The organism is Vibrio barjaei (assembly GCF_001639065.2).
Lineage (GTDB): Bacteria > Pseudomonadota > Gammaproteobacteria > Enterobacterales > Vibrionaceae > Vibrio > Vibrio barjaei.
Genome location: NZ_LQXO02000053.1, coordinates 154,017 through 177,045 on the forward strand (window position 1 = coordinate 154,017; position 23,029 = coordinate 177,045).

Annotated in this window: 22 protein-coding genes; 4 read left to right on the forward strand and 18 right to left on the reverse strand. The window is 42.5% G+C overall.

The window, feature by feature from the left end; all coding sequences use genetic code 11:
• The gene (gene modA / locus AWH66_RS21270) at window positions 1–759 is read right to left on the reverse strand and encodes a molybdate ABC transporter substrate-binding protein (protein WP_083400097.1); all 759 of its coding nucleotides are present in this window, start codon (window positions 757–759) and stop codon (window positions 1–3) included.
• The gene (locus AWH66_RS21275; RefSeq protein WP_063603573.1) at window positions 759–2,228 is read right to left on the reverse strand and encodes a cobyric acid synthase; all 1,470 of its coding nucleotides are present in this window, start codon (window positions 2,226–2,228) and stop codon (window positions 759–761) included. Before AWH66_RS21275 ends, modA begins: the two co-directional genes overlap by 1 nt.
• Window positions 2,229–2,407: 179 nt before the next feature.
• Between AWH66_RS21275 and AWH66_RS21280 the strand changes: the two genes are divergently transcribed.
• Window positions 2,408–2,785, forward strand: a complete 378-nt coding sequence (locus AWH66_RS21280) for a YgiW/YdeI family stress tolerance OB fold protein (RefSeq protein WP_063603572.1) — start codon at window positions 2,408–2,410, stop codon at window positions 2,783–2,785.
• Between the two features lie 112 nt (window positions 2,786–2,897).
• Window positions 2,898–3,434: a hypothetical protein gene (locus AWH66_RS21285; protein ID WP_063603571.1), complete on the forward strand. Its 537-nt coding sequence runs from the start codon at window positions 2,898–2,900 to the stop codon at window positions 3,432–3,434.
• Window positions 3,435–3,488: 54 nt separating this feature from the next.
• On the opposite strand, the gene AWH66_RS21290 is transcribed toward AWH66_RS21285, so the two are convergent.
• The 4 genes from AWH66_RS21290 to nrdD form a co-directional block, all read right to left on the reverse strand.
• Window positions 3,489–4,205, reverse strand: a complete 717-nt coding sequence (locus AWH66_RS21290) for an ATP-dependent zinc protease family protein (RefSeq protein WP_063603570.1) — start codon at window positions 4,203–4,205, stop codon at window positions 3,489–3,491.
• Window positions 4,206–4,259: 54 nt separating this feature from the next.
• Window positions 4,260–5,441: an amino acid aminotransferase gene (locus tag AWH66_RS21295; protein ID WP_063603736.1), complete on the reverse strand. Its 1,182-nt coding sequence runs from the start codon at window positions 5,439–5,441 to the stop codon at window positions 4,260–4,262.
• Between the two features lie 136 nt (window positions 5,442–5,577).
• Window positions 5,578–6,048, reverse strand: a complete 471-nt coding sequence (nrdG, locus tag AWH66_RS21300) for an anaerobic ribonucleoside-triphosphate reductase-activating protein (RefSeq protein WP_063603569.1) — start codon at window positions 6,046–6,048, stop codon at window positions 5,578–5,580.
• Window positions 6,049–6,080: 32 nt separating this feature from the next.
• Entirely contained in the window at window positions 6,081–8,201 is a 2,121-nt protein-coding gene (gene nrdD / locus AWH66_RS21305; protein ID WP_063603568.1) for an anaerobic ribonucleoside-triphosphate reductase, read from the reverse strand.
• Between the two features lie 296 nt (window positions 8,202–8,497).
• On the opposite strand from nrdD, the gene AWH66_RS21310 reads away from it, so the two are divergent.
• Entirely contained in the window at window positions 8,498–9,388 is an 891-nt protein-coding gene (locus AWH66_RS21310) for an endonuclease/exonuclease/phosphatase family protein (RefSeq protein ID WP_083400098.1), read from the forward strand.
• Window positions 9,389–9,420: 32 nt separating this feature from the next.
• Here the strand turns inward: AWH66_RS21310 and AWH66_RS21315 are convergent, their stop codons facing one another.
• The 6 genes from AWH66_RS21315 to AWH66_RS21340 all read right to left on the reverse strand — a co-directional run bounded on the left by AWH66_RS21315 (window position 9,421) and on the right by AWH66_RS21340 (window position 15,376).
• Window positions 9,421–9,609: a YgaP family membrane protein gene (locus AWH66_RS21315; protein WP_063603567.1), complete on the reverse strand. Its 189-nt coding sequence runs from the start codon at window positions 9,607–9,609 to the stop codon at window positions 9,421–9,423.
• 81 nt (window positions 9,610–9,690) lie between these two features.
• The gene (locus AWH66_RS21320) at window positions 9,691–12,867 is read right to left on the reverse strand and encodes an efflux RND transporter permease subunit (protein WP_063603566.1); all 3,177 of its coding nucleotides are present in this window, start codon (window positions 12,865–12,867) and stop codon (window positions 9,691–9,693) included.
• Between the two features lie 9 nt (window positions 12,868–12,876).
• The gene (locus tag AWH66_RS25770; RefSeq protein WP_143081555.1) at window positions 12,877–13,881 is read right to left on the reverse strand and encodes an efflux RND transporter periplasmic adaptor subunit; all 1,005 of its coding nucleotides are present in this window, start codon (window positions 13,879–13,881) and stop codon (window positions 12,877–12,879) included.
• A gap of 192 nt (window positions 13,882–14,073) precedes the next feature.
• Window positions 14,074–14,517 carry a YeeE/YedE family protein gene (locus AWH66_RS21330; protein WP_063603733.1) on the reverse strand — a complete coding sequence of 148 codons (444 nt, stop codon included), beginning with the start codon at window positions 14,515–14,517 and terminating at the stop codon, window positions 14,074–14,076.
• 15 nt (window positions 14,518–14,532) lie between these two features.
• Window positions 14,533–14,949, reverse strand: a complete 417-nt coding sequence (locus AWH66_RS21335; protein WP_063603565.1) for a YeeE/YedE family protein — start codon at window positions 14,947–14,949, stop codon at window positions 14,533–14,535.
• Window positions 14,950–15,040: 91 nt separating this feature from the next.
• Window positions 15,041–15,376, reverse strand: coding sequence for an ArsR/SmtB family transcription factor (locus tag AWH66_RS21340; protein ID WP_143081556.1), 336 nt, complete (start codon window positions 15,374–15,376; stop codon window positions 15,041–15,043).
• A gap of 160 nt (window positions 15,377–15,536) precedes the next feature.
• Here AWH66_RS21340 and AWH66_RS21345 point away from each other — a divergent pair, with 160 nt between their 5' ends.
• Window positions 15,537–17,240 (forward strand): FAD-dependent oxidoreductase, encoded by a 1,704-nt coding sequence (locus tag AWH66_RS21345; protein WP_063603564.1) that lies wholly within the window; start codon window positions 15,537–15,539, stop codon window positions 17,238–17,240.
• Window positions 17,241–17,313: 73 nt separating this feature from the next.
• On the opposite strand, the gene AWH66_RS21350 is transcribed toward AWH66_RS21345, so the two are convergent.
• The 6 genes from AWH66_RS21350 to AWH66_RS21375 all read right to left on the reverse strand — a co-directional run bounded on the left by AWH66_RS21350 (window position 17,314) and on the right by AWH66_RS21375 (window position 22,954).
• Window positions 17,314–17,700 (reverse strand): cytochrome b562, encoded by a 387-nt coding sequence (locus tag AWH66_RS21350; RefSeq protein ID WP_240495657.1) that lies wholly within the window; start codon window positions 17,698–17,700, stop codon window positions 17,314–17,316.
• A 127-nt stretch (window positions 17,701–17,827) separates the two neighbouring features.
• Complete coding sequence (locus AWH66_RS21355; RefSeq protein ID WP_063603562.1) at window positions 17,828–18,571, reverse strand: phosphatase; 744 nt, start codon at window positions 18,569–18,571, stop codon at window positions 17,828–17,830.
• Window positions 18,572–18,658: 87 nt separating this feature from the next.
• Window positions 18,659–19,135, reverse strand: coding sequence for an RNA-binding S4 domain-containing protein (locus AWH66_RS21360; RefSeq protein WP_063603561.1), 477 nt, complete (start codon window positions 19,133–19,135; stop codon window positions 18,659–18,661).
• Window positions 19,136–19,238: 103 nt separating this feature from the next.
• A complete protein-coding gene (locus AWH66_RS21365; protein ID WP_063603560.1) occupies window positions 19,239–19,733 on the reverse strand; it encodes a hypothetical protein in 495 nt (164 codons plus the stop codon).
• A 9-nt stretch (window positions 19,734–19,742) separates the two neighbouring features.
• On the reverse strand, window positions 19,743–21,893 hold the full coding sequence (locus tag AWH66_RS21370) for an LruC domain-containing protein (protein ID WP_083400099.1): 2,151 nt from the start codon (window positions 21,891–21,893) through the stop codon (window positions 19,743–19,745).
• Between the two features lie 125 nt (window positions 21,894–22,018).
• The gene (locus AWH66_RS21375) at window positions 22,019–22,954 is read right to left on the reverse strand and encodes a DMT family transporter (protein WP_063603559.1); all 936 of its coding nucleotides are present in this window, start codon (window positions 22,952–22,954) and stop codon (window positions 22,019–22,021) included.
• Window positions 22,955–23,029: the final 75 nt, after the last annotated feature.

Sequence of the window (23,029 nt, forward strand, 5' to 3'; positions counted from 1 at the left end):
TTAGTAGTTACCACCTAATGGCGAAAATCCATATTTGGCCAAGATTTTTTGACCAGCTTGAGACTTAATAAACTCTACAAATTCTTGGGTCTCGTGGCGTGAATTCAATTTTACTAGCGGGTAAATAATAGGATCGTGGGTGGTGTCAGGGAAAGCCCCAATTACATCAACATCATCGCTTGCCATCGCATCAGTTTGATAGACGATCCCCAATGGAGCCTCATTTCTCTCAACCAAAGCTAATACTTGCCTAACATTATTAACGGGTGCTAAATGAGAACGTACAGACACCCAGACATTTAAAGATTCGAGCGATTGTTTGGCATAGATACCAGCGGGTACAGAGGACACTGCCCCTATCGCCAAGCGTTCACCATTTAACCATCTCTCCCAACTCTTCGGTGAATCGAACACAAACGCACTTTTTTGTGTTGTGGCGTTGTTTTTGATTAACACCAGTCGATTCTGTGCAATGTTGGATACATTTTGTGCTTCGACTGTCCCTTTCTTTATCAAATATTCCACCCATTTAACGTTAGCAGAAATGAACAGATCCGCTGGAGCGCCTTGATAAATCTGACGTGCCATAGAAGAAGAACCACCATAAACCTTTACCACATCAACGTTTGCTTGCTGATTAAACTCACTGGCTAATTCATCAACGGCATTTGTCATTGAAGATGCAGCGTATATATTTAGCGTTGCCGCCAATGTCAATGGTGACAGTGTAACTAAAAATAGAGTTAGTAACTTTTTCATCAGTTTGTGAAACCTAAGTCTGGCCAGAGTTGTTGAAGGTCTAGATGTTTTTCGAGAGCGTCCGCTATCGTATCAAGCGCTTGTTCCTTTTCATCGTTAATCGAATAACTAGAAACAGACTCTCCGTTTACCCATTGCACCAACAAAGAGACAAATTCGGAAGAGTCCAGTATGCCATGAAGATAGGTGCCAATTACTTGATTATCCTCACTAATCGCACCATCTTTCGTACCAATACTCAGTTCAATAAGTGGCTGGCTTGAAACCTTGCTTTGTCCCGCATGTATTTCATAGCCAAAAACGTCAACCCGTGTACCTTCAAGAGATAACACACCAGTTACGTTAGTCAGCTGTTTCTCTGGGAGTAGTTCAGTGTCTACATCAAGTAAGCCTAAACCTTCACTAGTTCCAATTGCTCCTTCGATACCTAGTAAATCGGTAATATGCTTGCCTAACATTTGAAATCCACCACAGATTCCCATCACCTTTCCGCCAAATCGTAGATGTCGATAGATATCCTTATCCCATCCCTGCTCTCTCAGGTAACTAAGATCATCTCTAACAGATTTCGTACCCGGCAGTATAATTAAATCAGCATTGTCGATACGCTCTCCCTTACCAACGTAACGAAAGTCTATGTCAGGATGTAACCGCAGCGCGTCAAAATCGGTGTGATTACTAATACGAGTAAGTACGGGTACCACAACGCTTAGTTTAGTTGTTTCCGCTGTTACGTGGTCCGCACTGATAGCGTCTTCTGCTTCGATATTGAGGCCGTGAATAAAGGGGATCACGCCAATTACAGGCTTTCCTGTTTTTTGTTCTAACCATTCAAGCCCTGGTTCAAGCAATGAAATGTCGCCACGAAAGCGATTAATAACAAAACCAACGACTCGATTCTGTTCGCTCTCAGATAACAATGCTAATGTGCCGTATAAATGAGCGAACACTCCTCCTCGGTCGATATCCGCAACAATAATAACAGGAACATCCGCTTCTTCAGCAAAACCCATATTGGCAATATCGTTTTGTCTAAGATTGATCTCTGCAGGGCTTCCAGCCCCTTCGATCATGATGGTATCGAAGCACTCGGCTAGTCTAGAAAAAGAATCTAGAACAAAAGGCATAGCCACTTTTTTGTAGTCATGGAAGCCAACAGCATCCATATTGGCAAATGCTTTACCTTGAATAATGATCTGAGCCCCAGTATCGGAGTTGGGTTTAATCAAAACAGGATTCATATCCACCGTCGCATCAACTCGAGCAGCTTGTGCTTGAACAGCTTGAGCTCGCCCTATCTCACCACCATCCTTAGTAACTGCACTGTTCAACGCCATGTTTTGTGGTTTAAATGGGGCAACATTGATCCCTTTTCGCGCTAATACCCGGCATAATCCTGCCACCAAGACGCTTTTTCCTGCATCTGAAGTTGTTCCTTGAACCATTAGAGCTTGTGAAGTGCGACGCATATACTCTCAAATTGCTATGAAGTCTTTGGTAAGTTTACCTTTTTTACTCCTTTGACCCAACTATCAGCATAAAAAACCTCAGTGAATGGAATATGAATGTCGTACTCAGTAACGGTTAAGCTTAAATACGTTTAAATAACAACCGAAGACTAAAGTGACACAATAAAAGGAAGAAAGTTATGAAAAAAACGGTATTAACTCTAGCAGCAGCATTAGTTCTTGCTCCAACTCTTGTACTAGCAAAAGACGATGGGCATCACGAATCAAAAGCGCCAAGCGTCGTATATACAGGGCCTGTTGAAACGATCTCTGTAACCGAGCTATTAACCGATACTAGTATGTTCACTGAGAAAAACGTTATTGTTGATGGCTATTTAGTTCGTCAAGTTCGGGACGATAAGTTTATCTTCAGCGATGGTAATGCTGAAATTCAGGTAGATATGGACGACGCGCGTTTAACCACTCCGATTAATAATGAAACTAAAGTAAGAATTTTTGGAGAGTACGAAGGTGGAAATACGCCAGAAATTGAGGTTGACTACATTCAAATAATGTAAAGAAAAGTTCGACTTAGTTAAAAATGGTCTGTATTTTGCAGACCATTTTTCTATATACTGGACAAACTCATTTTTAGAGACTATGTCGACATCAATTCATCACGGAGTTCTCATGCTAGGTAAAGCAAGCCGTACTGCCCTATTAACATTGGCAGTAACCGCCCCTTCGTTGGTTTATGCTAACAACTTTAACTACAATGCTTTTCAAGTTCGCCTAGGCGCCGATCCTGGTACTGTTGGAGCTGAATTTACTACGTTTTTCACCGAAAACACCCACTTTATACTTCGTGGCGACAGTCGATTTGAAGGTGATTGGGACGTTGCCGGAGGTATTGGTTTTAACGGGCCTGCTGGACAATTCGCAGATGTGTACGGACAACTACTTGTTCACAACATAAAAACTAAAAGCCACGACAAGTGGAATACAGATTTCGCATCTGAGTTTAATATCGGCTCTCGTATTTGGTTTCTTCAAAACGTCGAAGGTGATGCTCGAATTGGCATGCTGAACGGGCAGGATGACACCAAATTCATTTGGAAAGTGGGCGCGCGTTTCCATTCAACAGATGTTCTTTCACTTGGTGCAGCCATATTTAATAATGGTACCTATGGAAACCAAGTAGAAATGTCTGTTGCATTTAATTTCTAAATAAAAAATGGCTTTCCGATTGGAAAGCCATTTTTTTAATACTCGTTACTTGGATTATTTGCTGCTTGGTTTAGGTTGAACGTATTTACGACTCACATCCACAAGAGCTACATCTCTAAAAAAGCTGCGACCTAACAGCACTGGGTATTTAAGGTGCGTACGATCAGCCAAAGTAAACTCAGTTTTGCTAGTCATGTCACCTATCTTAATGACGGATACTATAACTGGACGCTTATCACTCTCTTCTGAACTTGACTGTTTTACTTTTACCCAACGCTCAACTGGCATACTCATCTCTTTAGATTCGACACCACTATGTTTTACCTTGAACTTAACCCAATCTTTACCATCACGCTCAAAAGGAACGATATCGACAGCACTTAGGGACGATGTAGTAGCTCCTGTGTCTATACGCGCTTTAGTGGTAACTTTCATATCAACTAAACGAACATATTCTTGCTCACCTAGTATCAATTTACCTTCTTCATTTTTCACTGGCGCAGGTTTAGCGACTGGCTTTTCTGGTTTAGCCTCAGGTTTTTCTGCGGGTTTTGTCTCTTTCTCTGGTTGTGCTTTCTGAGTTTCACTTTCTTTTTTTGTGCTCTCAGTTTCCGTTGCACTCTTTTCGGTTTCTTTTTCTGATTTTTCAGCTTCAGTGTCTTGCTTTGGCTGTTCAACTTTTGGTGGAGTCACTGGCTCAGTTGGTGTAGTAGAACAAGCTACTAAGCCACCACTTAACATCAGTGGTAAAATCACTTTCCACGGTTTCATTCATTCACCTTTATTCATTCTATTTCTGTGACGCGCAAAGATGCTCATCGATTATTAACTGACAGCAATCAGCGCTTTGGCTACATAAGGTAATTGCGACTCTGATAAGCCAGCGATGTTAATTCGCCCATCGTCTACACCGTAAATAGCAAACTCATTACGCAAACGCTGCATTTGCTCTGGTGTAAATCCTAGCACAGTAAACATGCCTTTGTGAGACATGATAAAGTCAAATTGGTCAGATGAATGCGTATTTTTCAATTCTTTACAAAGGCCATCACGCAACGCAACCAGTCGTTGTTGCATTTCTGTCAATTCTGTTGTCCACATATTAGTTAAGTATTCATCGGCCAAGATGGTTTTAACCAATGCTGCTCCATGGTCCGGTGGCATGGTGTACGTAGCACGCGCTAGTGTAAGTAGTTTACCTTTCGCATTCGCAGCCTCAGTCGCATTCTTACCAATGACGATGGCCGCTCCGGTACGTTCACGATATAGCCCGAAATTCTTTGAACATGAAGTAGTGAGGAGCATTTCTTCAACATTTTCAGCCATATGCCGAAGACCATATGCATCTTGCTCTAACCCTTCACCGAAGCCTTGATAAGCGACGTCAACAAATGGTACAAAACCATTTTTCACGCTTAATTCTGTGATTGTTTTCCAATCTTCAAGCGATATATCAGCGCCAGTTGGATTGTGACAACACCCATGCAGCAATACGACATCGCCTTGCCCTGCTTGAGCAATATCAGACAGCATTGAATCACGGTCAACCTGTTTAGTTGCGGGGTCAAAGTAGCGGTAATACTTAACCTGTAGACCCGCGGCTTCCATTACTGGTTTGTGATTGACATAACTTGGATTCGACAACCAAACCGTTGTACCTGGTTGAGCAACGTTTAGTAAATCTCCCAACATGCGCAACCCCCCACTCGCTCCCGGTGTTTGAATGACGGACATACGGTCATAAATAGGTGTTTCACCAAACACGACTTTGGAAATACTTTGGTTAAACTCTTCACACCCAGCGAGACCAACATAAGCTTTAGTCTGTTGCTCCGTAGTGACAATGCGCTGAGCTTCAGCAATGGCTTTCATTATTGGAGTTTGACCATCACTGTTACGATAAACACCAATGCCTAAATCAACTTTGTCGGCACGCTCATCATTTCTAAAAGCAACGGATAAGGAAAGAATCGGATCGAGCACTGGCTCGGGTAATTGAGAGAACATGAAAGTCACAACCCTTTGAAATTCAAGTAGTGGCATCACGTTAGCATTAGATTAAAAATATTGAAATAGTTTTGTTATAAACAAGATTAATTCAGTGTGTACATAATAAAGGGAGCATTGCGCTCCCTTTTTTCAATTAAAACTGTTTAAATCGATGAATCACTTGATTCGAACTGCCTCGCCATTCTAACTCTGGGTCAGCCAACTCTTTTTCGTATTTACCATCAACGAGAACATCCACCAGGTCAATCACTTGTTTCTGCTCAGGTGACAGTTCCTGTAACAAATAACCACTCCAAAGCCAGATATCCTTATCGGGACACTCACGCCTTACTCGTTCCACCAACTGTAGTACTCGACTTACATTCGATGGGTGTAACGGATCCCCTCCAGATAACGATAAACCTCTCTTCTTAATACGAGTATCGTTTAAGTCGGCTATGATCCGATCTTCCAACTCATCTGTAAAGCTATGCCCTGAATGCAAAGACCATGTAGCTTGGTTATAACAGCCTCTACATTGATGAACACAGCCTGAAACAAAGAGAGTACAACGCGTACCTGGTCCATTGACTACGTCGATAGGATGATACTGATGATAGTTCATATATTGACTCTCTTGATTCTTAGCAAATGATATTAAAGGTGCTTAACGCGACGTTTAACTTCTTCTTGTTTACCGAAGTTAAATGGGCGTGCATCTGGGCTACCTAAATAACCGCATACACGACGCGTTACAGAGACTCGGGTAGAGTCATGGTTGCCACATTTAGGGCAAGTAAAGCCTTTGCTAGTGCAGTCAAACTCTCCCATATAGCCACACTCATAACACTCGTCAATCGGTGTATTCGTACCATAGTAAGGAACGCGCGTGTAACTGTAGTCCCATACATTCTCTAATGCTTCAATGTTGCGCTGCATGTTTGGGAATTCGCCGTAACAAATGAAACCACCTGAGGAAATTTCTGGGTAAGGCATTTCAAAGTCAATTTTGTCGTATGGATTGACTTTCTTTTGTACGTCTAGGTGGAAGCTATTGGTGTAGTAGCCCTTGTCTGTTACTCCTTCGATAATACCAAATTCTTTAGTATCAATTTGGCAGAAACGACTACATAGGTTTTCACTTGGCGTACCGTACAAGCTAAATGCGTAGCCGGTTTCTTCAGCCCATTGGTTTACCACCTGCTTCATATGCTTAATAACATCCAGCGCCATGTCGCGCATAGTATTGTCATCGTACATATGAACGTCATTACCAAATAGAGCTGTAACCATCTCATGAATACCAATGTAACCAAGAGAAATTGAAGCACGGCCATTCTTAAAAATCGGTGCAATAGAGTCGTCAGCTTTTAGACGTACACCACATGCGCCTTCCATATAAAGGATTGGGGCAACACGAGCCTTAACTTTCTCTAGACGACTAATACGAGTTTCAAGAGCTTTACGCGCCAACACTAAACGGTCGTTTAACAACTCATAAAACTTCTCAACACTACCATTGGCTTTGATAGCAATGCGAGGAAGGTTCAAGCTCACAACACCTAGGTTATTGCGTCCTTCATGTTGAAGTTCACCGTTTTCTTCGTATGTACCAAGGAAACTACGACAACCCATTGGCGTTTTAAATGACCCCGTTACTTCAACCACTTTATCGTAGTTTAAAATATCTGGGTACATACGCTTAGACGCACACTCTAACGCTAGCTGCTTAACATCATAGTTTGGATCATCAGACTTATGATTTAAGCCATCTTTGATCGCAAACACCAATTTAGGGAAGACTGCTGTTTTACTATTTTTGCCAAGACCAGCAATTCGATTCTTCAGAATCGACTGTTGGATAAGTTTTGACTCCCAACTCGTACCAAGTCCAAAGCCGAAAGTAACAAATGGTGTTTGACCATTGGCAGTGTGCAAGGTGTTTACTTCGTACTCTAATGATTGAAATGCGTCATAGCATTCTTTCTCCGTACGAGCTTGGGCAAATGCTTCTGGCTGGTGAATGTCCCACTCTTGAGCAATTTGAAGGTGTTTGTCATAGCTTGCTTTTACGTAAGGCGCTAACACTTCGTCAATGCGGTTAATTGTTGTGCCACCATAAATATGACTTGCCACTTGAGCAATAATCTGTGCAGTTACAGCTGTAGCAGTTGAAATTGATTTCGGAGTATCAATCTCAGCATTACCCATCTTAAAGCCATGCGTTAACATGCCTTTTAAATCAATGAGCATACAGTTAAACATTGGGAAGAAAGGCGCGTAGTCAAGATCGTGATAATGGATGTCGCCCTCGTCGTGCGCTTGCACAACGTCTCTAGGAAGAATTCGAGTCTTCGCATAGTGTTTAGCGACGATACCCGCCAACAAATCACGCTGCGTCGGGATAACCTTGCCATCTTTATTAGCGTTCTCATTAAGAAGATCGGCGTTGCTTTCTTCAATCAGACCTTCGATCTCTTTAGTCAGAGCGCTTTTCTTTTCACGAGCAATATCACGGTCATGGCGATATTCAATGTACGAACGAGCAAGTCCTTTATATGGACCTTGCATGAGTTCATTCTCTACCGCTGTTTGAATTTCTTGAATGTCTACATGTTCGCAATCCTGCAGTTTGAGCTCTACCGCTAAAGCCACATTTTTAGCGTAGATTTCGAGCTCTTTATCTGCATGTTCCGCCGCACTTACCACAGCAGCTTCAATACGATCCTTTGTAAACGGAGCACGAGAGCCGTCTCTCTTGATTACGATTGTTTTCACCCTTTCTCCTTACCCAAAGCATACTCACAGAGTTATCCACAAACACACTATATAGGGTTGTTACTTTTTATTCTGACACAATATATTGTGGTGTATTTAACGAAAAGCACCAAATCAAAGTATTGATATGGATCAATAAAAAATGGGTAGTGGACAAGAAGAATTCGATCTAGATGAAGTAGATCTCATATGAAGGAAAAACAAAATTTTTCAGGAAAATATGGTCAATTTTAGTTGCATTTTTAGCAAGGCTTGCGGCACATTGGCTCTAAAGGAATTTGACAGTGATAGTTAATATGAAACGAACGTTAAGTCATTACACAAGTGTTGTTGGCCTAATCTTGGGAATCTCTATTTTTCCTACATTGGGAACAGCTACGACATTAACAACTTGGAATATTGAATGGTTGACGTTAACGCCATCGAGCAAATTTAAGTCAAGTTATAGAGATTCAGATGACTTCGCAGCCTTAAGGAGTCACTTTACAGCCATTTCCCCGACCGTACTCGCGTTTCAAGAAGTAGATAGCACAGACGCTATCGAAGAAGTAGTTGGCTCTAACTACACTATTTACCTCTCTGACCGCTCTTTGCCCGTCAATCGGCACCATCAATTCGGTGAGATAAACCAGTACACAGGGTTCGCCGTTCGAAACGACGTTAAAGTTGTAAACGTAGCCGACTTTCCTTTAACTAAAGGAAATCGATTAAGATTTGCGTCAGCCATCAAGTTAAAGGTTAATGGAGAAATGATCAATCTACTCTCTTTGCATCTAAAGGCTGGTTGCAGTGGTAAATTCACAAATCAGAATTCCTGCCATACCTTAAAGAAGCAAGGAAAGGTATTAAATAGCTGGCTGCATCAAATAGAATCACAAAACGAAGCGTACGTATTACTTGGTGACTTTAACCACAACTTGGCGTATCGAGATGACTGGCTGTGGAAAGTAATCACTAAGAACTTAAACACAGTACCACGTTTAAGCTCTCAGCATACCCAAGCTGACTGTAAAGTGAGATCTCGCAATAACCCATCAAAAACACATCAATTTCGTTCGCTAATTGACCATATTGTGGTTAGTCCGGAACTTCGAACCAGCCCCGCTCAACAAGATACTATGCCTGTAAAAGACGTATTAAATTATCAAATGAGTGACCATTGCCCATTGAGTATAGAATTATATTGATCATCGAATACTTATCTTACTAACGTTCGCTGTCACTCTTTCAACCCCAATTTCATTAGCAGTTTCTTAGGTGGGCAGAAGCCAGTAAATCCGCTTTGGATTAGGTTTAGACCAATAAAAACAGTAAACCAAATAAAATGTTCACTGACGTACAATGTCAATAACAGTGATATTAGCAGCATAGTGCCAGCTAGAATTCGAATACCATTTTCGACTTTCATTTACAACTCCTTTAATTAGCCATTGCTAATTCACAAGTTTAAATAAATGGCCTCGCTATCCTAATAACGAGGCCATTACTATTAATAATTGGTGCTTACGATACCGCGCTTAAGTGCCACATAGTACAGAATTGGTATAACCAATAATGTCAGGACAGTCGAAACGAAGATGCCAAAGATCAAGCTAATAGCAAGTCCGTTAAATATCGGATCATCGAGAATAAACACCGCCCCTATCATTGCAGCTAAAGCCGTTAACATAATTGGTTTTGCGCGAACGATTGCTGATTCAATAACAGCCTCTCCAAGCTCGATTCCATCTCGCAACTGGTGATTTATGAAGTCCACTAACAGTATAGAGTTCCGAACGATAATCCCGGCTAACGCTATCATGCCAATCATCGACGTTGCTGTGAACTGAGCCCCTAATAAAGCATGCCCTGGCATGACCCCAATAATAGTTAAGGGAATAGGCGCCATAATGATCAACGGAACTAAATACGACTTAAATTGCGCTACAACAAGTATATAGATCAGTACCATACCAATAGCGTAAGCAATACCCATGTCTCGGAACGTTTCATAGGTAATCGTCCACTCTCCATCCCAGAATATCTCCACGTCAGTTAACCCTGACGGTTGATTAATGAAGTACTGTTCAACATCTAAATTTTTATCCGCCATCGAGGTTGAAATGTCTGCCATACCATATAGAGGGCTATCCAATTCTCCGGTCATATCCCCGACAACCATAATCATTGGGACTAGGTTTTTGTGTACTATGTAGTTATCCATCGGTTGTTGTCGAACTTTAATCAAGTCAGCCAATAAGTATTGTTTTCCATTTGCCGCACTGATCTTCATATTCATCACCTGCTCAAGTCGTGCCTTAGCACTCTCTTTCGCTTGGATTTGAATTGGAATAGGGTATTTGCTCTGCTCACTGTGCAAATAGCTTACTGGCTTACCACCAACAGCCGTCGCAAGTGAATCGACGACGGATGAGTAGGCACCCCCCAATCTAGACACTTTTGAACGGTCAATCACCACTTGCCATTTTTCATGAGATTCTGGTAAATAAAGATCGACATCTACAATATCGTTTGTCTCTCGAAAGATTTCTCTAAGTTGCAAAGCTGCCTGTTCACGTACTTCTTGAGTCGGACCGTAAACTTCCGCCAAAATCGGTGACCAAACTGGTGGACCAGGAGGAACTTCGACTACTTTTGCTTTGCCACCGAATCGTTCCGCGATTCTAACCAATGCAGGTCTAAGCTGTGAAGCAATCTCATGACTAGAGCGATCCCGTTCAGACTTATTGACTAGATTGACCTGAATATCCCCTTTTTCTGGTGCTTGACGGAGAAAGTAGTGACGAACTAGACCATTAAAATTAATAGGGGCTGCCGTACCAGCATAGATTTGATAGTCACTTACCTCCTCCACTTCATTGAGTACTTCACTCATCTCAAACAATGTTCGCTGTGTACGCTCTAATGATGTTCCTTCCGGCATGTCTAGGATGACTTGAAATTCAGACTTATTGTCAAAAGGAAGCATTTTCATGACGACCAGTTTCTGTACTGGCAGCCACATTGAGACAAAAATCGCGATCATGATACCCGCACCGAGCAGCAGACGATTGCGTTTCTGTACACGACTCACCACGAATGGGGACATAAGCTTTTTAAAGAATGTAGCTTGTTTGTTACTGACTTTTTCGTGGTGAGCTTCCCCCTCTTTTAGAAGGATACGCGATAGCCAAGGAGTCAGTACAAAAGCAATGACTAATGAAATTAACATTCCCATCGACGCGTTGATCGGAATCGGACTCATATACGGCCCCATCAACCCTGATACAAATGCCATCGGCAGCAATGCCGCTATAACTGTAAGCGTTGCAAGAATCGTTGGACCACCCACTTCATCTACAGCTCCTGGAATAAGATCAGCCAATTTCTGGCCACCTTTGATCATATGTCGATGTATATTTTCCACGACAACTATAGCGTCATCCACCAGAATACCAATCGAAAAAATCAGTGCGAACAGTGACACTCGGTTTAACGTAAAACCCCAAGCCCAAGAAGCAAACAGTGTCAGTAATAGCGTTATAATAACCGCTACTCCAACAACAACCGCTTCCCGTATCCCCATTGTGACCAAAACCAATAGCACTACAGCGCCAGTGGCAAAGGCAAGCTTACCAATTAAAGTATTCGCCTTGTCTGCGGCAGTTTGACCGTAGTTTCGTGTGACATCGACTTGAACATCATCTGGAATCAGCGTGCTATCTAATTCCGCAAGGCGCCTTTCTATCGCTTTTGCTACGTCAACTGCATTCTCTCCGCTTTTCTTCGCAACTGCGATCGTAACAGCTGGTTTAAGGGTGACCTTATCGCTTGTCCATACAACTTTTGTCGGTGTGTCGATCCCAATATCGACAGTAGCAATGTCAGCAAGGTAAACGGGCTGATTGTTGTGAAGGCCAACAACCAACTGCTTTACTTGATCTACGTTTGTTAAAAACTCACCGATTTGTATAGGGACTGCCTGATTATCCTGAGTAAGAGTTAACATTGGTGATGCAGAGTTTGCATCAGGAAGCATTCTATTAAGGGAATTAATTGTTACGCCGTAACCTGACATTTTGGCAGGGTCAAGTCTAACGTCTACAATCGTCGGTTGACGTCCAACGGTATAAATATCTCGTGTCCCTTTGATCCTCTTCAATTCGGTTTCTAACCCATGAGCGACATTCGTCAACTCCCGCAGTGCCGGAGACTCCCCTTTTGGTGATAATGTCACATTGACAATAGGTACATCTTCAATCCCACGAGGCTTAATCAGTGGCTGACCTACCCCCATGTTATGAGGCATCCAATCATTATTTGAATATAATTTGTTGTAGATTTTAACTACTGCTTCATTGCGTGGAATACCAACTTCAAAAATGGCGACAATCATCGCTCCACCTGGCTGTGAGAACGAGTAAATCTTATCTATGCCGTTTATTTCCGAGATGATCTGTTCTGCAGGATTAGTTACTAAGCTTTCAACCTCTCTAGGAGAGGCTCCAGGGAATGGGATATACACATCGGCAAAGGTTACATCAATCTGTGGCTCTTCTTCTTTCGGAGTGACCGCAATTGCTGCTAGCCCTAAAAGTAGTGCAACCAAGGCCAATAGAGGCGTCATTGCGGAATTCTGAAAAGCCGCAGCAATTCGCCCTGAAATCCCTATCTTGTTACTGCTCATGTTGTTCTCCTATTTGTCTGCCAAATACGACACAGCATCGGATACGATAATATCGCCAACTTCTAGCCCACTAATGACCTCTAACATCTCTCCATGTTGTTGACCAATTCGGATCGGATTCATAATTACTTTTTGATTATGTACACGATAAACGACACTTAACTCGCCTCGGCGAATCGCAGCACTTTGGGGAATGAGCAAAGATTGCTTTTCACCATATCGGAAAGCGACCTTAACCCACTCGCCTGGTAATAAGTTTTGGGGCTCCTCTAGAAGCTCCAAACGGAGCTTAAATGCTCTAGACTGTTGATGTGCATAGTTAAATAGCTTTGCTTCATAAGGTTCAAGTGTTTCACCGGTAAGTGTGGTGATGCTAAATTGCTCCGGTTGCTCTACCTGGTCGCGGTAACGTTGAGGAATATCGGTGACAACACGAAGAGGTGATAGCGAGAATCCCGTAATCAGTTGAGTGCCCGGCCCTACAGTTTCTCCTAGTTCGACATAACGCTGAGTGACAACACCTGTATAAGGAGCAGTAATACTGGTATAACCCAAGGATTCTTTGGCTTGAGTCACTGCAGCATTCGCTTGTTTGACATTCGCAATTGAAGAGCGAACTTCTGCTTCTGCTGCATCAAGACGTTCTCTAGAAATAGCACCTTTCGGAAACAACTCTCGGTAGCGTCTAACCTGTGCTGTTGCTTTAATATTTTGTGCTTTGGCACTATTTAGCTGAGCAAGTGCTGCATCAAGCGATGCCGATTGTTGCTCTGCACTGATTTCAAGAAGAACATCACCTTGATTGACTATATCGTTAACATCCACATTGACGGCCACTATACGACCAGACGTTTGCGCAGCTAACGTCCCACGGTTTACCGCCTCAACCGTACCATCCAACTCTATAATCTTTTTGGTCTGCGTTAATCCAACACTGATAGTGTCATAAGCAAATGCAGGCGAGAGGAAGACAAAACTGGTCAGCAACCACCACTTACTAATTCGAACACTCATGGTAGACTCCATTTTTAATTTAGCTTTATCTAATATAAATGCTTTATTTAGCTTTGTCTAATATTATTAATTAGAAATACCTTAATTAGAGTACCACTCTCTATCAGATACAAAAAAAGCTCGATAGAACTACCGAGCTTCTCTAGAACACCATGATTTTGTTACGTAACCTATCTAATACCCTATAAACACTTAGGGTTGATGAGCGGTTTCCCGTTCGCCCACTTTAGCCAACATATTATCGCCGATAAACATACCAATGAGCATGGTAACAACAAACCCTAAAACACCATAACTGCCATTAGCAATAGACGCGATCGCAGGTCCTGGGCAGATGCCTGCAATCCCCCAACCTATGCCAAATAAGGCTGCCCCGATAAGTAGTTGAGTATCAACTTTGTTATTATCCGACATACAAAATGAATCCGTGCATACTGGTTCTTTTTTGTTACGGATAACTAGCCAATAACTAGGAGCAAATATCATCAACGCGCCCCCCATAACGAACGCTAAATCAGGCGCCCAATTTCCAAAAACATCTAAAAAAGCAACAACATTTGTTGGATCGCTCATACCAGAAATTATCATGCCAGCGCCAAATAAGAAGCCAGCGAGGAGAGAAACTAACTTTTGCATACCCACTAACTCCTCCTATAGTACGTGCAACATAAAAAATGTCGTCAGCATAGCGACAGCCATAAAAGTCATGGTAGCGGCTATTGAGCGAGTTGATAATCGACCCATTCCACAAATACCGTGCCCACTAGTACACCCGTTACCCAGTTTTGTACCTAAACCAACAAGTAGCCCTGCAACGAGAACCAATGGTGTTGGTACTACCATGGCTACAGGCGCTAATTCCAACCATTTTGCTGTTACCACACCACCAAGAATCATGCCTAATACAAACAACAGCCTCCAACTTGTATCACCAGCCTTACCTTTATATATCTTACTTACAATTCCGCTTATACCTGCAATCTTTCCATTAAACATCAATAAAATAGATGCAGATAGCCCCAGCATCATACCGCCAAACAACGACACCCAAGGAACTGAAAATTCCATTATCACCTCATAAAAAAACAAACTTAAGAAAATTTAAGTAGCAAAACTCAATATGAATTTTGCAAATTAAACTCGCTCTAAGAGAATGGTGCTAATGACAATATAGGTTATGTAATTGGCTAATTAGACTCACGACTCTTTCGTCTTTTAAGGAGTAATAAACGTGTTGAGACTCTTTTCTAATGTCAACGAGTCCTGCTTTTTTTAATACGGTAAGGTGTTGTGAAAATGCAGATTGGCTTAAATTTGAGTTAGATTGAAGCTGCCCCGCCCCTTGTTCGCCATCAACAAGTTGGCATAAAACAAATAGTCTGTCTGGGTGCGATAATGTTTTGAGTACATCCGCTACATCGATGACTCGGCTCTTCATTTGCATTAAGTCCATAACGGTAGTCTCCACGATTTGATCATTTTGCATAGCGCGCATTATCTGTCCAATGCGTTACTTTAGTCAATACTTAATTAGCTTTTTAATATTTAGTTAATTTTATATTAGACATATCTAATTTTATTGATATAGTAACCACAAATGACATTGAATGATCGTTTAGAACATCGCACCTAAACGACACCGACAGAGGTAAAGTATGACTAAGATTTTAATCGTAGGCGGAGTTGCAGGTGGCGCATCTGCAGCAGCAAGAGCTCGACGTTTGAGTGAAGAAGCCGAAATTATTATGTTTGAGCGCGGACCTTTCGTTTCATTTGCAAATTGTGGCCTTCCCTATCACATAGGTGGAGATATCACAGACCGTTCAAAGTTATTACTTCAAACTCCAGAGAGTTTCCTCGCTCGTTTTAATGTTGACGTTCGTGTTATGAACGAAGTCATTTCCATCGACAAACAGAGCAAATTTGTTACTGTTCGTAACCTCGTTGACGGGAATGAATACTCTGAAAGTTATGACTTTCTATTGTTAAGTCCAGGCGCTGCTCCATTTGTACCGGCCATACCTGGCATTGATAACCCATTGACTCATACCCTTCGTAATATCCCTGATATGGATCGAATCATAAAGACGATTCAAATGAATAAGCCTGAGCATGCAACTGTCGTTGGCGGTGGCTTTATCGGATTGGAAATGATGGAAGCGTTCCACCAGTTAGGAATAAGTACAACCTTAATTGAAATGGCCGATCAGGTGATGACTCCCGTTGATAAAGAAATGGCGGGGTTTGCACATGCAGAGATCAAACAGCGAGGCGTTGACCTCAGATTGAGTGCGGCACTTGAATCTGTTGAGTATATTCCAAATAAACATATTGCTGATCAAAATGCCGGAGAGTCAAACGAACATCAACATTTACAGGGTAAGTTACGTTTAACATTAAACAATGGCGATGCCATAGATACAGATATGCTGATAATGTCTATCGGTGTCAGACCTGAAAATACCCTAGCCCAAAATACAGGTCTCCAACTCGGTGCGTTTGGTGGTATCTCGGTCAACGAACATCTACAAACCAGCGATCCATATATTTATGCAGTAGGCGATGCTGTAGAAGATCCTGATTTCATCACAGGAAAACCTAGCTTCGTTCCGTTAGCTGGGCCTGCTAATCGTCAAGGCCGGATGGCTGCTGACAACATGTTAGGGCGTAAAGAGAGTTATCAAGGCACACAAGGTACTGCGATAGTTAAGATCTTCGATCTTGCTGTAGCGTCCGTGGGTAAAAACGAAAAGACACTTAAACGTGACAATATCGCGTACGAGAAAGTATACGTACATACCGCTAGTCATGCCGGTTATTACCCAGGTTCGGAAATTGTTTCGTTAAAACTATTGTTTAGCCCCGAAACTGGCAAAATCCTTGGTGCGCAAGCAGCGGGAAAAGACGGCATTGATAAGCGCATCGATGTTTTAGCTGTGGCTCAGCGTGCAGGAATGACTATGGAGCAGCTACAACATCTCGAACTAACTTACGCTCCCCCTTATGGCAGCGCCAAAGATGTCATCAACCAAGCAGCCTTCGTTGCCAATAATATTTTGAAGGGTGATGCAACACCGATACATTTCGATGAAATAGATCATTTGAGCGACAACCAGTTGTTGCTGGATGTACGTAACCCAGGTGAACTCAAAAATGTAGGTTTTATCAACGGTGCAATCAATATACCGGTAGATCAGTTACGCCAACGCATGGAAGAGCTTCCTAAAGATAAAGAGATCATTATCTACTGCCAAGTCGGGTTACGCGGTAACGTTGCATATCGTCAATTAGTGAATAATGGCTATAAAGCGAAGAACTTAATTGGAGGCTACCGAACCTATAAGTTTGCACAAGCATAGCACTACCTGTTTAAACTAAATCAAAAGGAGTACTCAACGAGTGCTCCTTTTTAATGTCCGGATTCGATATCAGTTAACCAAACAAACGCTTCCAAATGCTTGGATTACGTTTGTCATGGTACTCCAACCTCAAGCTATCGACTTCACGTAATGATTGCTTGGCCGCTTCAAGGTCACCCTGGTCCAGCTCTGCATTTACTTCACTTACCGCGCCTGACAGCTTTTTAAAACCTTCCAGATACAATTCTGTTTTCTCTGGTGGATAATCACCTTGCTTTGAATCGGCAATAAGATTCTCCAAATCAAGTACTGGTTTGCGCATTTCGTCAATAGACTGAGCTTCTGCTGCTTGTTTAAATGCTAACTTCATGGCTTGCATGTTCTTCTTGAGGTCCACCTCCTCTGCCAGAACACTAGTAGAAAACAAAAGAACCGTTGTAAGCAGGCTAGTCGTAGTTATTTTTATCATTATTATTCCTTTTGAAGATCAATTAGACCCCAGTTTCCTGAGGTCTGAATACCGAGTTTACTAAAACTCGTTACTACAACGTTAATGAAATTGTTTCTAAACGTTATTTATCTAATTATTAGAGTTCAGCAAACTCTTCTATCGGTGCGCGCCCTCTCAGCTCGAGGAAATCCAAGAATTGACGAGCGTTGTAAGTAATAATCTTGTCCGTCGGCATTTCAACCGTAGTCAGTAATTCACTGGTCAGTTCGAATAAACCAATGGTATCGCAAAAGTGCGAGTCACTGCCTGTAGTGATGTAGCCGCCCGCTCGCTTTACCGCTCGAGCGATGTCATAGCAGCGATCCACACTTCCGACTCGGCTGTGCCCTCTCAATGTTGAGTTATTGATCTCTATTGCGACATGATTGGCTGCAGCACAGTCCGCTACGCTTTGAAAATCAAAGTCAAAGTTCGGATTTCCCAAATGTCCAAGCGCATCCACATTGCCACTTTCAATTGTATTGATGAGCGCTCGAGTGTGTTCCTCCTTAGTAGAAGGTCTAAACACAGGCTCATGAAAGCTGCCAATAATCCAATCAAGTGCTTTGTATGACGTAAGGTGTACATCAATATCCCCATTCACATTAAGAATATTCGCTTCTACACCACGAATAATAGCGACGTCAGATAGAAACCTTGGGATAACACGTTGGTTGGAGAAAAACCAAAAGTGAGGAGCACCTGGCATTGAATCAGCATGATCTGTGGTACACAGGACTTTTAATCCATGTTCTTTTGCCGCTTTAGCATTTTCAATAATGGTACTGTAGGCATGCCCACTTGCGTAAGTATGAGTATGCGTATCTACCTCAAATTTCATTGTTATCTCCTCTATTGCTATCAGCGGTAACTGTGGCACTTTAACGACAGCGAATGTCGATTCATTGCATGCACAACGTATGTTGTTCTAGAAAAAATCGATACCGCCACGTCCGCTATTAGGGTCTTTTGATTTAGAGCGCGCTTTATTCGGCTCATTAGATTTCTTCTTCTGTTTCGTCGATTGCTCTTTCGACTTTTTCTGTTGCTTGTTCTGCTTTTTTGGCTTTGACGAAGGCGCTGCTACCTCAGGCTGTTTAGATTGAAGTTGTTTTCTGTCCTCAGGTTCAACAGGTGGCTCGTCACACACGACGACATAATATTCTTGGTTAAACTCAAAGAAATCACCATCGTACATTTTGCGTCGTTTGCGCGTTTCTAGCTCGCCATTCACCGCTACATAGCCTTCCGCTATAAAGTGCTTAGCTTCACCGCCACCACCAACAAGGTTTGCTACCTTAAATAGTTTGTATAGCTCGATTGGATGGCTTGAAACTTCGATACCAATAGCTTCAATCTCAATGGCATCGTTGTCATAGTGCTCGTCGTTGTATTCTTGGCTCATAATGTGATTTGAATCGTATATTTTCCCGCATTGTACTGTGTTGTTGACTGGCAAGCCATTAAAAAGCCCCGTAAAACGGGGCAATTCGTATTTTCCTCTTTTGTTACCAAGCGAGGTTGCTACTACTCGCAGACACCAGTTTCTGAGCTGGAGGGTTGCCATCATACGTCCAGATTTCAACTAAGAAGGCATCGACGTGTTCTGCTGCTGAAAAATCGATTTGTGCACTGCCATTGCTCAGTGACGTAGAAGCTATTTTACTGTCATACACAGGAGTGAGTACACCAGAGCCGTCGTCCTCATATTCTGTGTAAACCGAAGCAAATGCTCTACCAGTTACATCGCTACTTGCGTCAATGTCCAATGAATAGTCTTCGATCGGCTTATAGTCCAATGTGTCTGGTATCGACAGATCATCCATTGTTCTTGTTACTGACACTGTGGCCGGAGGGGGAGCAGGAGCTGGCTCCGGTGCCGCGTCGGTTGTATTCCCAGTAGAACCGCCTCCTGAAGAATCACCGCCACCGCCACCACCGCCGCCTCCACAAGCCGAGAGTGTTCCTAAGGTAATCAGTAGAGCTATATATTTGATATTCATAATTTTCTCCTAAGGAACATAGCATTTGCCAGGGGTAGCATACTGCGATTCAAACCAGTTTTGAGCATTCTCCCCGGATGACTCTGCATAAGTCGCAAATTGAGGATAAGCAACCACCAAATCGATATACTCTAGTGGCCATTCCCACTCATCATTGATTAATAGCGCCCAAGGTAGATTCTGTGCTGTCTTAAAGTACACACCAGTGTTCGAATTGCTTACATCAACACCTAACCCAGCGAACATATCCGCGTCAAATTGCTCAGTTGGTTCATAGTTAGGTAAGTGAACTTCCCATTTACGTCCTGGTTCAGTAAACCCATCGCCATGGTACGTATTGTCTGTTGCGAAAATGAAAGGGTCATACGGCATAGACATTAGCCCTGTAGTAGTGCCGCTATTGTAGTTAACGTGAACAGTAAAGTTGAGTTGCACATCTTCTTGCTGAGCACACGAAGACAAGGTCCTATGGAAATCGCAGCCGTCTACTTTAAATGTTGACGTATCGTTTGTGATGACAATAATCGCTTCATTAGAAATCAGCTCTAATCCACTTGAAGCTAATGTTTCTCCGTTTTGGATTTGACGAGTAGTAGCGCTATCAATATCGTCACGGTTCACACCTTTAAGTCGGATAGCAAAGCCATTATGGTAAGATGCGCCCACTGCCCCTAGGTATCCATCAATTTTAGATTTGACAACTTGGTCGTTTTTAAGAATTTCCGTGACACGGTAACTAACAACAACGTCGTTCATGTCATAATCGGTGGTATAAGGCCAGTTATCTTCAAAGGCAACGGTGGCATAACCGGTAGCATTTGGATAATAGCGAACTGTGATGCCATCTCCGGTAACGGTTAAAGCATGATCCTCTACCTCACCACTTGTCGAACCACCAAAGTAATCTAATCCTGTTTGTTGACTAAAGCGGAAACGGCTCCAAGTTGTACCCACTAGTGCATTGATATCAGCAGTAAAGACTAGATCGTTGTTTCCGGCAGAGAGCGATTCATCGGTAAAGATCTGCTCACCAGCATCCGCAAAGTCACCATCTTGGTTCCAGTCTATCCATGCAGACAGATACCCCGTAGTCGAAGCATTAACCCTAACAATACTGTCAAGCCCGGGTTCAACCGCTGTGACAAACCCCACACCGTTTTCATCATCAGTGCCAACTTCATCATCTGCTAAATTGTTGTAACGTCCATCTTGTTCACCATCTGGTTCCCCACTCCCCAACCATGTACTACCGTCGAGCTCATGTCGTGGGCCATTATCAGCAAGCTTGGTTGAGTAACTTTCCGGAGCATCACCAAAATCAATATTTGAGTCCTCATCTATCACTGGTGCATTCGCACATCGTGCTCCGTCGTTCTGGTTCGAATTTGGACCATCGGCAAATTTGACAGCCGGTACTATGCCCGCATCTATGTTTGCGGCGTTACCCGGTGAAAGGTCAATGCGATAGATCTGACCATCTTGATTTCTCGACACATAATAGTAACCATCTACATCGAAGTACCCTGCTCCAAACGTACCCGTTTCGCCCGTATCACCAATATAGGTTTCCTGACCTGTGCTAGCGTTGAAAGAATATAAAGCTCCCGAGCCGTTATCTACACCATAAAGCTTGCCGTCGCTTGGATGGAAGGCGAAGTCAGTAAGACTAACTACAGCACGCGTCGTTACTCGGTTAACGGGTAAAACCGCACTACTATCACTCGCTAGCGGTGAAATATCGATAGTAAACAGTCCTTTTCCCGTTCTATAGAGGTAATACACACTTTCATAGACATCACCGACATAAAAAGTATGGTCAGTTGGTAAACCCGATGTATTTACGACTTCCGCTTGGAAGTCGCTCCCTAATCGAACGATTCGCTTATTGCTAGTGTCGTAGCCATAGATATAACGGTTGTTAAAGTCAAAACCCACGCCGTTAATGTTCACATTCATACCAGTATCGCTTTGCAATAGACTAGTTGAGCCCGTCACAAGGTTTACACCATACACTTGAACTGGATTTGATTGGAAAAGATAGGCTTTACTTGGGCACGTATCAAACGGCACGGCATTGCTGCTCGCACTAAACAAAGTGCCGCTCAGTGCCAAGGAAGCTATGAGTCGTTTTGTGCCTTGCGGTAACATCTGTTTTTTCATCTGCTGTTCCCTGCTTATGAATGACCTATCAGATGTTTACAAAACTCGTGCCATAAATTTAATTTATATATTTCATATAGATAGCCTAACATTCGAGTCAGTTTTCAATCTGCAATTCAATTTAGCTAACCAACTATGGAAGACTTTTCTTTATGAGAAATATGGCCCTTTGGGAGTGGAAGGACCGTCGTTAGAACACTGGTAATAACAATAAGCATTAGACCGAGTACCTGTGTATGACTAAATTCGATGTCAAACGCAAGGAGTTGCCATAAGGCTGTGAAAGCCAGATTGCTATAGATTAAAGGCGCCAATTGGGAGTTAGTATCAGCAGTTGAATACGCTTTGTGACGTGTAACCTGAGTGTTGATTATCAGTAGCGCCATAATCACTAGAGCCAAAAGTACCTCAGTATTTATAGTATTGCCGCCGAAAAAGCTCTCAGGGGAAGCCCAATGAGAGAACATTACAATCGGTAGTAGAATTAAACTAGCAATACCAAATGTCCACGCATTGGTTTCTAAACCTGACAATTCCGTTTTTGACGCTTTATAAAGGCTTAACTGGGAACCGGCATTAAAGAAACCCGCTAATAAACCGACCAAGAGTTCAGGCTTGACAACAAAACCACTACCATTATTGGCCAACATTACCACTCCAATAAACGTCATCAGCAGCGCTACGATGGTTGAACGATGAAGTTTGATATTGAAGAGAACCTTTTCCAAAACTGCGATAAAAATAGGCCCTGTTCCAAATAGAACCACACTTTCCACCAATGAGAGCTTGTTCAATGCATAGATAAAGCACAATTGGCACGCTCCAATACACAGTGCTCTTACAACGAGTAATTTGGCCATGGCAACATTAGGCCTTCTTATCTTACTGAAAAGCAGTATCGAAAATATGAGAAATGCCGGAAGCGCAAATCGTAAGAACGCCAATGTAGTCACATCGAAACTTTCAGACAGATACTTAGTTAGTAATCCAGTGACAGATAAGCTAAGTGTCGACGATAGCATATAGAAAACTGGGGGATGGGTTAGTGTAGTTTTTACCATGTATTGTGCTCACGAAATGTGTCTTTAGGGCTAAATTATAGTGATCGCGATCACTGAAAAATACTGAGTAATTAT

What these genes read in the sequence shown, in the direction of transcription:
- AWH66_RS21355 (WP_063603562.1), bottom strand. Translation starts at nt 18,571, where the DNA reads ATGAAATTTGAGGTAGATACGCATACTCATACTTACGCAAGTGGGCAT.
- AWH66_RS21360 (WP_063603561.1), bottom strand. Translation starts at nt 19,135, where the DNA reads ATGAGCCAAGAATACAACGACGAGCACTATGACAACGATGCCATTGAG.
- AWH66_RS21370 (WP_083400099.1), bottom strand. Translation starts at nt 21,893, where the DNA reads ATGAAAAAACAGATGTTACCGCAAGGCACAAAACGACTCATAGCTTCC.
- nrdG (WP_063603569.1), bottom strand. Translation starts at nt 6,048, where the DNA reads ATGAACTATCATCAGTATCATCCTATCGACGTAGTCAATGGACCAGGT.
- AWH66_RS21290 (WP_063603570.1), bottom strand. Translation starts at nt 4,205, where the DNA reads ATGAAACCGTGGAAAGTGATTTTACCACTGATGTTAAGTGGTGGCTTA.
- AWH66_RS21375 (WP_063603559.1), bottom strand. Translation starts at nt 22,954, where the DNA reads ATGGTAAAAACTACACTAACCCATCCCCCAGTTTTCTATATGCTATCG.
- AWH66_RS25770 (WP_143081555.1), bottom strand. Translation starts at nt 13,881, where the DNA reads ATGAGTGTTCGAATTAGTAAGTGGTGGTTGCTGACCAGTTTTGTCTTC.
- AWH66_RS21340 (WP_143081556.1), bottom strand. Translation starts at nt 15,376, where the DNA reads ATGCGCGCTATGCAAAATGATCAAATCGTGGAGACTACCGTTATGGAC.
- AWH66_RS21330 (WP_063603733.1), bottom strand. Translation starts at nt 14,517, where the DNA reads ATGCAAAAGTTAGTTTCTCTCCTCGCTGGCTTCTTATTTGGCGCTGGC.
- AWH66_RS21365 (WP_063603560.1), bottom strand. Translation starts at nt 19,733, where the DNA reads ATGAATATCAAATATATAGCTCTACTGATTACCTTAGGAACACTCTCG.
- AWH66_RS21310 (WP_083400098.1), top strand. Translation starts at nt 8,498, where the DNA reads ATGAAACGAACGTTAAGTCATTACACAAGTGTTGTTGGCCTAATCTTG.
- AWH66_RS21285 (WP_063603571.1), top strand. Translation starts at nt 2,898, where the DNA reads ATGCTAGGTAAAGCAAGCCGTACTGCCCTATTAACATTGGCAGTAACC.
- AWH66_RS21315 (WP_063603567.1), bottom strand. Translation starts at nt 9,609, where the DNA reads ATGAAAGTCGAAAATGGTATTCGAATTCTAGCTGGCACTATGCTGCTA.
- AWH66_RS21280 (WP_063603572.1), top strand. Translation starts at nt 2,408, where the DNA reads ATGAAAAAAACGGTATTAACTCTAGCAGCAGCATTAGTTCTTGCTCCA.
- modA (WP_083400097.1), bottom strand. Translation starts at nt 759, where the DNA reads ATGAAAAAGTTACTAACTCTATTTTTAGTTACACTGTCACCATTGACA.
- AWH66_RS21335 (WP_063603565.1), bottom strand. Translation starts at nt 14,949, where the DNA reads ATGGAATTTTCAGTTCCTTGGGTGTCGTTGTTTGGCGGTATGATGCTG.
- AWH66_RS21275 (WP_063603573.1), bottom strand. Translation starts at nt 2,228, where the DNA reads ATGCGTCGCACTTCACAAGCTCTAATGGTTCAAGGAACAACTTCAGAT.
- AWH66_RS21320 (WP_063603566.1), bottom strand. Translation starts at nt 12,867, where the DNA reads ATGAGCAGTAACAAGATAGGGATTTCAGGGCGAATTGCTGCGGCTTTT.
- AWH66_RS21295 (WP_063603736.1), bottom strand. Translation starts at nt 5,441, where the DNA reads ATGTTCTCTCAATTACCCGAGCCAGTGCTCGATCCGATTCTTTCCTTA.
- AWH66_RS21345 (WP_063603564.1), top strand. Translation starts at nt 15,537, where the DNA reads ATGACTAAGATTTTAATCGTAGGCGGAGTTGCAGGTGGCGCATCTGCA.